We start from the raw sequence: 14,024 nt of genomic DNA on the forward strand, positions 1-14,024 counted from the left end.
CTAAGCCCCGAAACAAATGACGCGCATTCTAAGGGGTTTAGTTCCTGCCCACCGCGCCCAAAACGGCAAAACCCCTCTACGTCTCCCCGCTATCTGCCAATTTTTTGGCCTGGCTCACACCCCACCTCATCCAATTAAGCCAGGGTGGCCCAGCGGCAACGCCCCCCGCCACTGCGCCGCTCGCTGAGTGACGAAAGTGCCCCTCCAAACCATGGCATCAAACCGAGATAAAACCGATTAGGAAGACGATGAATGCGCATAAAAAAGCGCCGCCTGGGATTCCCGGCGGCGCTTTCAGATTGTCGACTGCAGCATGGATTGCTGGACGACGCCTCCCGACCGAGCGTCAGGCCCCGCTTCAGTCGAGATCTATGGTGATCCCGTCCAGGTAACCGGACGCGGTATTGCCCGACTGGGATAGCTTGATCATCAGGCGAAGGTCATTGGGTGAGTCCGCATGATGAAGGGCATCGGCAAAGCTGATGATGTCCTGCTGGTAAAGTTCATACAGCGCCTGGTCGAAGGTCTGCATCCCCTGCTCCCTGCTGTTAGCCATAGTCTCCTTCAGATGATGCAATTCACCCTTGGCGATGATATCCGCCACCCTGGGGGTGTTGAGCAGCACCTCGATGGCAACCCGGCGGCCCTTGCCATCCCGCCGGGGGACCAACTGCTGCGCCATCACCGCCTTGAGGTTGAGGGAGAGATCGAACTTCAGCTGTTGATGCTTCTCCTTGGGCATCAAGTGCATAATCCGCTCAAGCGCCTGATTGGCGTTGTTGGCATGCAGGGTCGCCATGCAGAGGTGTCCGGTTTCCGCGAAGGAGAGGGCAAACTCCATGGTTTCCCGGGAGCGGATCTCCCCAAGCAGGATCACATCCGGTGCCTGCCGCAGGGCACTTTTGAGCGCTTCATCGAAGCTTTCCGTATCGATCCCCACTTCCCGCTGGGTCACGATGCTCTGCTCATGTTGATGGACGAACTCGATGGGATCCTCGATGGTGAGGATGTGGCCACGCTGATTGCGGTTGCGATGCCCCACCATGGCCGCCAGGGAGGTGGACTTGCCGGTGCCTGTGGCTCCGACCAGAATCACCAATCCTCGTTTTGCCATACAAATCTCTTTCATCACCTCCGGCAGCTGCAGCGACTCCATGGTCGGGATCTCCGTAGTGATGGAGCGAAGCACCATCCCGGGATTATCCCGTTGCCAGAAAGCGGAGACCCGGAAACGGGCATCGGAACGCTCGCCAGCGAAACCAAAGTTGGCCTCTTTGTGCCGGTGGTAGCTGGCCCGTTTCTCCTCGGTCATCACCGATTCCACCAGGGCCAGGACCTCCTCCCGCTGAAGCGGCGCCTCAGAGAGGGGCGTTAACTCCCCATCAATTTTGGCGCTGGGAGGAAAGCCCACGGTAATAAAAAGATCCGACGCATTGCGCGCCAACATCTGGTCGAGCAGGGAGTGAATGTCCATATTCCTATCCAAAGTAGGTCCGTTAGAAAGCTGCCTTCTTGCTCATCTTGCTCATGGCATCCTGGCGGGTGATAAGGCCTTGGTTCAGCAGGTTTTCAATGCTTTGATCCAGCGTCTGCATCCCATAGGCCATACCAGTTTGAATGGCGGAATACATCTGCGCCACCTTGTCTTCACGAATCAGGTTACGGATGGCAGGCGTCCCTATCATGATCTCATGGGCAGCGACCCGGCCGCCGTTGATCTTCTTGATCAGCGTTTGCGAGATCACCGCCTGCAGGGACTCCGACAGCATGGTACGCACCATATCCTTCTCCCCAGCGGGGAAGACGTCTACCACACGGTCGATGGTCTTAGCCGCCGAGGTGGTGTGCAGGGTGCCAAAAACCAGGTGCCCGGTTTCCGCCGCGGTGAGCGCCAGACGAATGGTTTCCAGGTCCCGCATCTCCCCAACCAGGATCACATCCGGATCTTCCCGCAACGCGCTGCGCAGGGCCGCAGCGAAACTGTGTGTGTCCCGATGCACCTCGCGCTGGTTGATCAGGCAGTTCTTGGAATCATGAACAAATTCAATCGGGTCTTCGATGGTTAGGATATGATCGTGTCGACTCTGGTTGATGTGATCAACCATCGCCGCCAGCGTGGTACTCTTACCGGAGCCTGTGGGGCCGGTCACCAGCACCAGGCCGCGGGGAAACTCGGAAATTTTGCGGAAGATATCGGGGCACCCAAGCTGTTCCATGGTCAGAACGGTACTTGGAATGGTACGAAATACCGCACCGGCGCCCCGGCTCTGGTTGAACGCGTTAACACGGAAGCGGGCCAGCCCTGGTACCTCGAAGGAGAAATCGATCTCCAGGTGCTCCTCGTACTCCTTACGCTGCTTATCATTCATGATGTCGTAGATCAGCGAATGGACCTCTTTGTGATCCATCGAGGGCAGGTTGATTTTGCGGACTTCGCCATCGACACGAATCAGCGGCGGAACCCCGGCAGAGAGGTGCAGATCGGAGGCGTTGTGCTTTACACTAAAGGCGAGTAATTCAGTTATTTCCATTTTATTTTTGAGTCCCTAAGCAGATCTATGACCACCATAGCAGAGCGGATAATCCAAGCCAAAAGCCGAGTGGCAAATGCGGCCCGGAGTGCTGACAGAAACGCGGAGGAGATCACCCTGCTGGCGGTCAGCAAGACCAAGCCGGCGGACGACATTCGCGCCGCCTTTGAAGCCGGCCAAAGCGACTTTGGGGAGAACTACCTTCAGGAGGCGCTCGACAAGATCGACCAGCTGCAGGACCTTCCCTTGACCTGGCACTTTATCGGGCCATTGCAGTCCAACAAGACCCGTCCGGTGGCAGAGCATTTTGCCTGGGTCCACAGCATTGACCGCCTCAAAATTGCACAGCGCCTCAGTGAGCAGCGGCCCGATACCCTGCCCCCCCTGAACCTCTGCCTACAGGTCAACATCAGTGGAGAGCAGAGCAAATCCGGGGTGCAGCCGGAGAATCTGTGGCAACTGGCCGCCGAGGTCGCCGCCCTGCCGCGGGTGCGGCTGCGCGGGCTGATGGCGATCCCCGCCGCCAGCAACGATGATCGTCAGCAGCGCCAGGCTTTTGCCCAAATGTGCGAGCTGTTCATTGAATTGCAGCGCCACCATCCGCATATAGACACTCTGTCGATGGGGATGAGCGGCGATCTGGAAGCCGCCATCGCCGAAGGCAGTACCCTGGTTCGACTGGGCACCGCCCTGTTCGGCGCCCGACAATAAAACTTGGAGTGAATGTGCAATCCACCCAAACCGCTCAGCCCCATCGCCGCATCGCCTTTATCGGCGCCGGGAACATGGCCCGCAGTATCATCAGCGGCCTGGTCAACAATGGTTACCCGGCCGACGCCATCCTCGCGGCGAATCCCAGCCAGCCCAAGCTGGACCGGCTGGCCAAAGAGTTTCATATCCATACCGGAAACGACAATCTCGCCGCCTGTGACTGGGCCGAAGTGATCGTCCTTGGGGTCAAACCCCAGCTGATGGCCCAGGTGTGCGCCCCGATAGCCGGCATTAACCTGGGCGGCAAGCTGGTGATCTCCATCGCCGCAGGGGTGACCTGTGACAGCCTGGCCAACTACCTGGCTCAGCCAGTGGCGCTGGTACGCACCATGCCCAACACCCCCTCCCTGCTGGGGCTGGGAATGACCGGGCTCTATGCACCGCCGGAGGTGAGTCAGGAAGATCGCAATTTCGCCGGCCAGTTGATGCAGGCGGTCGGGGAGATCATCTGGCTCGACCGGGAAGCGCAGATCGACCAGGTGATCGCCTGTGCCGGGTCCAGCCCGGCCTACTTTTTCCTGTTTATGGAAGCGATGCAGCAGGCAGCCGAGAAGATGGGTGTCACTGCCGAGGATGCCCGGGCGATGATCCAACAGGCTGCGGTAGGGTCGGCGGCGATGGTAAAGCAGAACCCCGAGCTCTCCCTGGAGCAACTCAGGCTTCAGGTCACCTCCAAAGGGGGGGCCACCGCTAAGGCGATCGAGGCCTTCGAACACCACGGGTTGCGCGACAGCGTGGCCGATGCCATGGACGCTGCGGTGCTTCGCGCCCAGGAAATGGCGAAACTGTTTTAAAACGGACATAACGAGATCCCTATGAACGAAGCTCTTATCTTCCTGGGTACCACCCTGATCAAGCTCTACCTGATGGTGGTTCTGCTGCGCCTGTGGCTGCAGTTTGCCCGCGCCGATTTCTACAACCCCTTCAGCCAGTTCGTGGTCAAAGCCACTCAGCCGGTGCTGGCGCCAATGCGTCGCGTAATCCCGGCATTCGGCCGTTTCGACACCGCCACCGTGCTGTTAGCCCTGCTGCTTGGAGTGCTGATCTGGGTGTTGCGCCTGATGCTCAGTGACGCCCCGTTGAACCCTCTTCTGCTGCTGGTTATTGGCGCCGTCACCGTGCTCAAAGAGGCGGGTCTGCTGCTGTTCTGGACCCTGCTTATCCGAGCCATCCTCTCCTGGGTCTCCCAAGGCTATAACCCCATCGAGGCGGTACTGCATCAGCTGACCGAGCCGATGCTGGCACCGATCCGCCGCTTCCTGCCCCCCATGGGTGGCCTGGACTTCTCCATGCTGGTGCTGCTGATCGGCATGAACTTCATCAACATTCTGTTGCACAACTACCTCCCCTTCTGGGGCGTTGTGTGAACCAGGCGGTACAGCGGCGGGGGGATACCTTGCTGCTGAACCTCTATATCCAGCCCAAAGCCAGCCGGGATGGGCTGGTGGGGCAACATGGCGACGAACTGAAAGTGGCCATCACCGCACCGCCGGTAGACGGTCAGGCTAATGCCCACCTGATCAAATATCTGGCCAAACAGTTTCGCGTGCCTAAGTCTCAGGTAGAGATCACCAAGGGCGCCCAGGGGCGTCATAAGCAGGTCACCATCTCCGAGCCCAAGGTGATCCCAGAGGCGGTATTGCAACTGCTTACAGAGTGATCACCGTTGGGGCGGTAGCCGGTGCTATAGTTTTGTAACGGGCTGTAAAAACAACGAGGAATTGGCAATGAAGATCCTGATGGCCCTGGCCTTGAGTGCCCTAATGCTGGTACTCCCCGCCCAGGCAGAGCAAAAGATGCAGGTCGGTAAATACGCGATCCACTACGCGGCCTTCGGCAGCACCTTCCTGACGCCTACGATTGCCAAGACATACGGACTTACCCGCAGTCGCTTTAATGGCCTAGTTAACATTACTGTGCTGGATACCTCTCAGACCGGTCCTGAGACCCACGCTGTCCCACTGACCATCAGCGGCACCGCGCGTAACTTAGTGGGCAGCATCCGCGAGCTCGACTTCCACGAAATTCGTGAAGGCACCGCCATCTACTACATCGCCGAGTTCAAACACAGTAACGAAGAAGCCTTTTTCTTCGACATCCAGCTGAGCAATGGCAGCGATCTCAACACCAAGTTGCGTTTCGAGCACAAGTACTACGCCGACTGAGGCTTTCCCAACCCCCTTTCGATCCGCTAAGATCGGCGCCCTGTTTCAGCGGGGCGCCGTTTTTTTTGTGCGCCCCGGCCCGAGGAGAATCCCATGTCCCAACGTCTCGTCCTGGCGACCGGCAACGCCGGCAAGGTCAAAGAGTTTGCCCAGCTTCTGGCAGACTTCCCCTTCACCGTTTTGCCCCAGTCACAGTTCAATGTCAGCAGCGTTGCCGAGGATGGCACCACCTTCGTGGAAAACGCCATCATCAAGGCGCGTCATGCGGCCCGGGAGACCGGTCTGCCGGCCATCGCTGATGACTCCGGTATCGAGGTGGACGCCCTCAACGGTCGCCCCGGGATCTACTCCGCCCGCTATGCCGGTGACAACGCCACCGCAGAGCAGAACTGGCAGAAACTGCTGCTGGCGATGGAAGGGCAGGCTGACCGCCGTGCCCGCTTTCAGTGCGTGCTGGTATTCATGCGCCATGCTGATGATCCCTCTCCGGTGATCGCCCAGGCCAGCTGGGAGGGCAGTATCACCACTGCCCCCAAGGGTAACGGGGGGCACGGCTACGACCCCATCTTCCAGGTTGAAGGGACAACCCTCACCGCCGCCGAACTCGAACCTGCGCAGAAAAATGCCAACAGCCACCGCGGCAAGGCGATGGGGATGCTGATCGACGCCCTCAAAGCCAAAGGGATCCTTTAAATGGCTCAGCTGCCGCCGCTATCGCTCTATATCCATATCCCCTGGTGCGAGCAGAAGTGCCCCTACTGTGACTTCAACTCTCACGCCCGAAAGGGGGCACTGCCGGAGACAGACTATATCGATGCCCTGCTAAAAGACCTGGAGCGGGACCTTCCCCTAGCCCAGGGACGCATGCTGCGCAGCATCTTCATCGGCGGTGGTACCCCCTCGTTGATCTCCGCCGAGGGAATTGGCCGACTCCTGCGCGGCGTTGACCAACGCCTGCCGTTGGCCGCCGATTGCGAAGTGACCATGGAAGCCAATCCGGGCACTCTGGAGGCGGGGCGGTTCAAGCCCTACAGGGACGCCAGTGTCAACCGCCTGTCGGTGGGAGTACAAAGCTTCCAGGAAGATAAACTCAACCTTCTGGGCCGGATCCACGGCGCAGAGGAAGCGCGCCGAGCGGCCAAGGAAGCGCGCAAGGCCGGCTTCGAACGCTTTAACCTGGACCTGATGCATACCCTGCCGGAGCAAAGCGTTGACGATGCCCTCTACGACCTTCAGCAGGCGATCGCGCTGGCACCTCCCCACCTCTCCTGGTACCAGCTCACCATCGAACCCAACACCCAGTTCGCCAGCAAGCCGCCGCAGCTTCCGGACGAAGAGACCCAGTGGGCAATCTATGAGCAGGGCAAGGCGCTGCTGGAGGCCGCCGGCTACCGCCAGTACGAGATCTCCGCCTGGGCCCAACCCGGCTACCAGTGCGAACACAACCTCAACTACTGGCGTTTCGGCGACTACCTGGGGATCGGCTGTGGTGCCCACGGCAAGATCACGCAAGCCGACGGCACCCTGCTGCGCACCGTCAAGGTACGTCACCCCAAAGGCTATCTTGAGCCCGGCCGGGATCCCATGGATAAGCAGGTGACGGTGGCCAAGGAGGATCAGGCGCTGGAGTACTTCATGAACCGTCTGCGCCTGATGGAAGCGATGCCACTGGCGGAGCTGGGCCAGCGCACTCAGTTGCATCACGACGACGTTGAAGCCGAGCTCACCTGGGCCCAGTCCCGCGGACTCATCACCCGTGACGACACCCAGATGCAACTGACGGAGCTGGGCCACCGCTATTTGAACGAGCTGCTGGGCCGTTTTCTGCCGGATTGAGCGTTGAGGCAGCCGGCGTCATTAAGATCTGCTAACAGTTCCGGTTTGGCCTGACGAAAACCCACTGGCACACTTGCGACTGATTTTCCATCATCATGTCGCAAGGAGCGCTTCGTGAAGCATCTTCCCACCACCTTAGCCATCGCCCTGGCACTGGGCCTGACCGGCTGTGAACCGGCCAGCTCAACGGCCACCACCGCAGCCCAACCGGCACCCGCTTCGGCCCCCGTCCGCCAGCAGAGTGAATCAGACAGGGCCAATGCCCTGTTCGAAGAGATCTTTATGGCCGATGTCATGGCCTCCCCCATGACCCAAACCGGCCTGGGCATGGACAGCAATAAAGATCGTTGGGACCCCTTTACCGAGGAACACGCCGAGCAGCAATTCAAGCTGGCCCAGCAGCACCTGGCCCAACTTGAACAGATCGAGGCCGATAAACTGGATGAGCAGACCGCGCTCAGTTACCGGTTGATGAAAGCGCAGTTGGAGCAGCAGATCAGCGACTACCACTGGCGTCACCACAGCTACCCCATCAACCAGATGTACGGCATGCAGTCCACCACCGCCAGTTTCCTGATCAACCAGCATCTGGTCGCCACAGAGCAGGACGCGCTGGATTACATCGAGCGACTCAAGGGGATCGAGCTGCGCTTTGACCAGCTGATTGAGCAACTTAATATCCGCGAGCAGAAAGGGATCCTTGCCCCCAGGTTTGTCTTCGGCCACGCCCTCTCCGATAGCCGAAACATCGTTTCCGGTGCGCCCTTCACCGAAGGCAAGGACAGCGTGCTTCTGGCGGACTTCAAAGCCAAGCTGGACGCACTCGCACTGGACAACGAGCGCAAGCAGGTGCTGCTGAACCAGGCCACCGAAGCCCTGAAGCAGCAGGTTAAACGGGGTTACGACAAGTTGATTGCCCACCTGGAGGGGCTGCAGCAACGTGCCGACACCCGGGACGGCGTCTGGAAGCTCCCGGATGGCGAAGCCTTCTACCAGATGCGTCTGGCCAGGGTCACCACCACAGATCTCAACGCCAAGCAGATCCACCAGCTGGGGCTGGACGAGGTGGCCCGCATCCACAATGAGATGCGCCAGATCATGCAAAAAGTGGGATTCGAGGGCGATCTTCAGGCCTTCTTTGCCTTCATGCGGACCGATCCCCAGTTCTACTTCAGCAATGACGAAAGTGGCAAGCAGTCCTACCTGCAGCAGGCCGATGCCACCATCGCCACCATGAAGTCGCGCCTTGACGAGGTGTTCGGCATCAAGCCGCAGGCCGACCTGGTAGTTAAAGCGGTGGAGCCCTTCCGGGAGAAATCCGCGGGCAAAGCCTTCTACCAACAGCCGGCTCCGGATGGCAGCCGCCCTGGGATCTACTACGCCAACCTCTACAACATGAAACATATGCCGAGCTACCAGATGGAAGCCCTGGCATTCCACGAGGGGCTGCCCGGCCACCATATGCAGATCGCCATCGCCATGGAGCTGGAGAGTCTGCCCAAGTTCCGTCGCTACGGCAGCTATACCGCCTATATCGAGGGCTGGGGCCTCTACTCCGAGTACCTGCCCAAGGAGATGGGTTTCTACCAGGATCCCTACAGCGACTTTGGTCGCCTGGCGATGGAGCTGTGGCGCGCCTGCCGCCTGGTGGTCGACACCGGGATCCACGATCAGCGCTGGAGCCGGGAACAGGCGATCGACTACCTGGCCCAGAACACGCCCAACCCCCATGGTGATATTGTCAAAGCGATCGAGCGCTACATCGTGATGCCGGGTCAGGCAACCGCCTACAAGGTGGGAATGCTGAAACTGCTGGAGCTACGTGCCGAGGCCAAAGCCCAGATGGGTGAACAGTTCGAACTAAAAGGCTTCCATGATGCGGTGCTCGCAAACGGCCCGCTGCCGTTGGATGTGCTGGAGCAGCAGGTAAATAACTGGACTCAGGAAACCCTGCGCCTCTAATCCTCAAACCTCATCCCTTGCCACACCTCGCCCTCAAAGCCTCCAGGCTTTGGGGGCGCTTTTCCCTCTGGGCTACCTGTCCTGCCACTTCACTAAAGCAATGATTAAGATCAGTGACTTAAGGCACATCCCCAGTAATGATCCTAATATGTTAACTGAAGTTAAGTGACGTATTGGGTTAAAGGGAGTGTCGGCGGTGAAACGAGCGGGAATCATGCATGGAATACAGTACTGGAGCCCTGTGGCCCTTCTGGTTTTGGGACTCTTTGGATGTGGTCGGGAGCCGGCTTCGGCGCCGGCTGTCCCCCCAAGCGTCCAGACCCTTACCGTGTCAGAGCGGACGGTCCAACCCAAGGCGGAGTTTGTCGGCCGCACCCGGGCATTCGAGGATGTCACCCTGCAACCCCAGATCTCAGGCCAGGTTCTTGAACGTCACTTCAATGAGGGACAAACGGTGTCAGCCGGCGACCTGCTCTTCACCATTGACCCTGAGAGCTACCGATCCGAAGTAACACAGGCAGAAGCACTGTTGGAGCAGGCCATCGCAGCTCGGGATGTTGCTGTCCTCAATTGGGAGCGGGGCCGGAGACTCCACCCGGATGGAATGATCTCCGACAACGACATGGATGAACTCACCGCCCGAAAGTTGCAGTCAGAGGCCCAGGTTGGGCAGTTGCAGGCGGCACTTGAAAGGGCCCAGTTGCAACTCTCCTACACCCAGGTGAAGGCCCCCATCGATGGACGGATCTCCGTCTCTTTAGTTGCCACCGGGGACCTGGTCACTCCCCAGACCGATCTCGCCACCCTGGTTCAGGCCGACCCCATCTACGTTTTCTTCCAGACCTCCGAACGAGAAGCGACCCGGGTGCGTCGCATGATAAGCAACAGCGATGAGGAGATCGATCTCAGTGCGCTGCCCGTAGCCATGGTCCTGCCGGATGGCGAACGCTTCGATCAACAGGGCGTCATCGACTTTGTTGATAATCGCGTCGATGCCGCCACCGGCACCATCGCCATCCGGGCACGATTCCCCAATCCGAACCGCTTTCTGGTTCCCGGCATGTACGTCAATGTGGAGCTCAGTTCCCCCAACGAGGAGAAGCGCCTGCTGGTGCCGCAATCCGCGGTACAGGAGGATCAACAGGGCCGTTACGTCATGGTGGTGGACAAGGACAACACGGTGAACAAACGCATCATCGAACTGAGAGACCGCTTCGGCATCGATTGGGCGGTCACCCGAGGGCTGGAGCCGGGAGAGCAGATCGTGGTGGAGGGGCTGCAGAAGATCCGTCCGGGGGCCGTAGTTACCCCGGTGGCCCAGGAGGCTCAGCCCTTCCAGTCCGAAACCCAACGATAGGGGGCGGTCATGATCAGCCAGTTTTTTGTCCGCCGTCCCAAGTTTGCCTTTGTCATCTCCATCGTGCTCACCCTGATGGGGCTGCTCTCCATCCCGGTATTGCCGGTAGCAGAGTTCCCCGATGTCTCGCCCCCGCAGATCTCCGTCAGCACCAGCTATGCCGGTGCCAGTGCCGAGGTGGTCAAGGACACCATTGGCCAGGTGATCGAGGCGGAGGTTAACGGCGTCGAGAACATGATCTACATGCAATCCAAATCCGCCAATGATGGCTCCTACAGTCTGACCGTCACCTTCTCCGTGGGCACCGACGCCGATATGGCCCAGGTTAACGTACAGAACCGGGTCCAGCAGGCCCTGCCCCGACTGCCCGCCCAGGTCACACAGCAGGGGGTGAAGGTCAAGAAAAAGAGCCCCAACTTCCTGATGGTGGTGAACCTGTTCTCACCCAACGGCACCTTCGATGCCCTGTTCCAGACCAACTACGCGGGGCTCAACATCAAGGACACCCTGGCTCGGGTTCAGGGCGTCTCCGAAGTGCAGATCATCGGCGGCCTGGATTACGCCATGCGGATCTGGCTCAATCCGGACAAGATGGCCAGCTACGCCATCACCGCCAATGACGTGGTCAAGGCACTGCAGGAGCAGAACATACAGGTCGCCGCGGGCCGTATCGGAGCTGCGCCCGTGGATCCCAACCAGCAGTTTCAGTACACCCTGCAAACCAAAGGACGCCTGAGCCAGCCGGAGGAGTATGAGCGTGTGGTGCTTCGCTCCAACCCGGACGGCTCCAAGGTGATACTGGCTGATCTCGCCCGGGTTGAGCTGGGCAGCCAAACCTACGATGCCCAGGGCAAACTGGATAATGCCCCCAGCGCCATTTTGGCCATCTACCAAAGCCCCGATGCCAATGCCCTGGAGGTCTCCGCCGGGATCCGCCAGCAGATGGAGCGACTGGCTACCAATTTTCCCGATGATCTTGAGTACGAGGTGTTGTACGACACCACCGAGTTCGTTGAGGTCTCCATCAACGAGGTGGTCCAGACACTCTTTATCTCCGTGGGGCTGGTGATCCTGGTGGTCTACCTGTTCCTTCAGGATCTGCGCTCCACCCTGGTTCCGGCGATCGCCATTCCGGTCTCACTGGTGGGCACCTTTCTGTTCCTCCTGCTGTTTGAGATGACCATCAACACGGTGTCGCTGTTTGCCCTGATCCTGGCCATCGGCATCGTGGTGGATGACGCCATCGTGGTGGTGGAGAATGTCACCCGGCTGATGGAGGAGCGAGGCCTGACGCCGGCAGAGGCTACCATTGAAGCGATGAATGAGGTGACCGGCCCCATCGTTGCCACCACCTTAGTGCTGCTGGCGGTATTTGGCCCCACCGCGGTCATGCCGGGGATCACCGGGCAGATGTACGCCCAGTTCTCGGTCACCATCTGCATCGCAGTGCTGATCTCCTCGGTCAACGCCCTTACCCTCTCCCCCGCCCTGTGCGCCTCGCTGCTTAAGCCCCCCAAGCAGCATGAGCAGGGTTTTCACGCGGCCTTCAACCGTCAGTTCGAGCGCCTCACCGGCAGTTACACCGGCCTGGTCGCCCTGTTTATCCGTCGGGGCGCCCTGACCATGGGGCTCTTCGTTTTGGCCCTGGTGGCCACCGGCGGGCTGACCAAGATCCTGCCCACCGGCTTCGTACCCGCGGAGGATAAGAAGAGCTTCCTGGTGGATCTGCAACTGCCGGACGGTGCCTCACTCAACCGAACCGAAGAGGTGATGAAGGATCTGGTGACCCTAACCCTAGAGGAGCCGGGCGTGCAGCATGTGATTCACGCCTCCGGCTTCTCGGTGCTCACCGGCTCCATCGCCTCCAACGGCGGCCTGATGATTGTCTCCCTCAGCAGCTGGGAGGAGCGGGACGACCCCAACCTAAGCGATAAAGCGATCCTCCAACGCCTGCAGGCCAAGTACGCGGCCAACCCTCTGGTCAACGCCATGGCCTTTGCCCTGCCGCCGCTACCTGGCGTAGGGGCCGTCGGCGGCTTCGAGTTCGTGTTGCAAGACACCATGGGGCGCTCACCGGCGGAGCTGGCTTCGGTGATGCGCGCACTGATCATCGAGGCCAACCAGGAACCCGCCATCGCCGCGGCGTTTTCCAATTTTCGCGCCGATGTACCGCAGATGTATGTCGAAGTGGACCGAGAAAAGGCCAAGGCGCTGGGGATCCCCCTAACCGAGATCTTTGCCACCATGCAAACCATGCTGGGAGGCAATTACGTCAACGACTTCAACCGGTTTGGAAAGGTATTCCGGGTCATGGTTCAGGCCCAAACCGACTTCCGCAACTCGGAAAATGACATCAACCGATTCTATGTACGCACTTCTACCGGGGAGATGGTCCCCCTCTCCACCTTGGTGACGGTGCAGCCCATACTCGGGCCGGAGGTGGTAAGCCAATATAATCTCTATAGCTCGGTGACCATCAACGGCATCCCCGCGCCCGGCTACAGCTCCGGCGATGCCATCAAAGCGATGCAGCAGGTCGCGGCACGCGCTCTGCCCAGTGGTTACCAGTTCGAGTGGACCGGACAAACTTACCAGGAGATAGAGGCGGGCAACCTAGCTCCCATCATCTTCTCCCTCGCATTGGTATTCACCTATCTCTTCCTGGTGGCCCAGTACGAGAGTTGGACCATCCCCCTTGCGGTGATGTTGGCGGTGCCTGTAGCAATTCTGGGTGCCTTTCTGAATGTTTGGCTCGCCGGGGGGGAGATCAACCTCTACACCCAGATAGGCCTGGTGCTGCTCATCGGTCTGGCGTCGAAGAACGCGATTCTTATCGTGGAGTTTGCCAAGCAACAGCGGGAAAGTGCAGGCGTAAGCATCGTCGAAGCGGGCCAGATGGCGGCCAAACTGCGGTTTCGCGCCGTACTTATGACCGCCTTCTCCTTTATTCTCGGAGTCTTCCCCCTGGTGGTGGCAAGCGGCGCGGGAGCGGAAAGCCGTAATGCCCTGGGTTACGCGGTGTTTGGCGGCATGATCGCCGCGGGGATCGTCGGTACCCTGCTGGTTCCCGTGTTCTACGTCGTACTGCAGACCCTTCGAGAGAAGATGAAAAGCCGGGGAGCCAGCGCCTGAGGTAAGAGCAACCCGGCCCGAGGTAACATGAGGATAAAAAAATGGAGGACCCAGGGTCCTCCAATTTTTCTTATTAATTTGAGCTTGGTTATTGTTGTTACCGCGGCTCGTCGCTTTATTGCCCGATGGTCTTAGTGCCATGGTACGGGCGAATCGTGATGGCAATCCAAAGTCGCCTGGTATCAAAAGCCGGTTGGGTACGGCCCTTACAGCAGCGGCAGGAGCCTAAATAGGGCTATCTCGGCCTCGCCTGTTCGATGGCGCTCATCA

The 14,024-nt window shown here is 59.5% G+C and carries 12 protein-coding genes; 10 read left to right on the forward strand and 2 right to left on the reverse strand.

The window, feature by feature from the left end:
* Positions 1–358: 358 nt before the first annotated feature.
* Both ABD997_RS07320 and ABD997_RS07325 read right to left on the reverse strand, forming a co-directional pair.
* A complete protein-coding gene (locus ABD997_RS07320; protein ID WP_345316362.1) occupies positions 359–1,474 on the reverse strand; it encodes a PilT/PilU family type 4a pilus ATPase in 1,116 nt (371 codons plus the stop codon).
* A gap of 22 nt (positions 1,475–1,496) precedes the next feature.
* On the reverse strand, positions 1,497–2,531 hold the full coding sequence (locus ABD997_RS07325) for a type IV pilus twitching motility protein PilT (RefSeq protein ID WP_345316363.1): 1,035 nt from the start codon (positions 2,529–2,531) through the stop codon (positions 1,497–1,499).
* 27 nt (positions 2,532–2,558) lie between these two features.
* Here ABD997_RS07325 and ABD997_RS07330 point away from each other — a divergent pair, with 27 nt between their 5' ends.
* The 10 genes from ABD997_RS07330 to ABD997_RS07375 all read left to right on the forward strand — a co-directional run bounded on the left by ABD997_RS07330 (position 2,559) and on the right by ABD997_RS07375 (position 13,754).
* Positions 2,559–3,242: a YggS family pyridoxal phosphate-dependent enzyme gene (locus ABD997_RS07330; RefSeq protein WP_345316364.1), complete on the forward strand. Its 684-nt coding sequence runs from the start codon at positions 2,559–2,561 to the stop codon at positions 3,240–3,242.
* Between the two features lie 14 nt (positions 3,243–3,256).
* On the forward strand, positions 3,257–4,096 hold the full coding sequence (gene proC, locus ABD997_RS07335; RefSeq protein WP_345316365.1) for a pyrroline-5-carboxylate reductase: 840 nt from the start codon (positions 3,257–3,259) through the stop codon (positions 4,094–4,096).
* A 21-nt stretch (positions 4,097–4,117) separates the two neighbouring features.
* The gene (locus ABD997_RS07340) at positions 4,118–4,669 is read left to right on the forward strand and encodes a YggT family protein (protein WP_345316366.1); all 552 of its coding nucleotides are present in this window, start codon (positions 4,118–4,120) and stop codon (positions 4,667–4,669) included.
* Positions 4,666–4,962, forward strand: coding sequence for a DUF167 family protein YggU (yggU, locus tag ABD997_RS07345; RefSeq protein ID WP_345316367.1), 297 nt, complete (start codon positions 4,666–4,668; stop codon positions 4,960–4,962). Before ABD997_RS07340 ends, yggU begins: the two co-directional genes overlap by 4 nt.
* Before the next feature lie 67 nt (positions 4,963–5,029).
* Positions 5,030–5,467 (forward strand): DUF4426 domain-containing protein, encoded by a 438-nt coding sequence (locus tag ABD997_RS07350; RefSeq protein WP_345316368.1) that lies wholly within the window; start codon positions 5,030–5,032, stop codon positions 5,465–5,467.
* A gap of 93 nt (positions 5,468–5,560) precedes the next feature.
* Positions 5,561–6,160 carry an RdgB/HAM1 family non-canonical purine NTP pyrophosphatase gene (gene rdgB, locus ABD997_RS07355; RefSeq protein ID WP_345316369.1) on the forward strand — a complete coding sequence of 200 codons (600 nt, stop codon included), beginning with the start codon at positions 5,561–5,563 and terminating at the stop codon, positions 6,158–6,160.
* Positions 6,161–7,303 carry a radical SAM family heme chaperone HemW gene (gene hemW, locus ABD997_RS07360; RefSeq protein ID WP_345316370.1) on the forward strand — a complete coding sequence of 381 codons (1,143 nt, stop codon included), beginning with the start codon at positions 6,161–6,163 and terminating at the stop codon, positions 7,301–7,303.
* 114 nt (positions 7,304–7,417) lie between these two features.
* A complete protein-coding gene (locus ABD997_RS07365; RefSeq protein ID WP_345316371.1) occupies positions 7,418–9,265 on the forward strand; it encodes a DUF885 domain-containing protein in 1,848 nt (615 codons plus the stop codon).
* Positions 9,266–9,461: 196 nt separating this feature from the next.
* A complete protein-coding gene (locus ABD997_RS07370; protein ID WP_345316372.1) occupies positions 9,462–10,622 on the forward strand; it encodes an efflux RND transporter periplasmic adaptor subunit in 1,161 nt (386 codons plus the stop codon).
* Between the two features lie 9 nt (positions 10,623–10,631).
* Complete coding sequence (locus ABD997_RS07375; RefSeq protein WP_345316373.1) at positions 10,632–13,754, forward strand: efflux RND transporter permease subunit; 3,123 nt, start codon at positions 10,632–10,634, stop codon at positions 13,752–13,754.
* Positions 13,755–14,024 lie beyond the last annotated feature (270 nt).

Source organism: Ferrimonas gelatinilytica (assembly GCF_039544205.1).
In the GTDB taxonomy this organism is placed as follows: domain Bacteria; phylum Pseudomonadota; class Gammaproteobacteria; order Enterobacterales; family Shewanellaceae; genus Ferrimonas; species Ferrimonas gelatinilytica.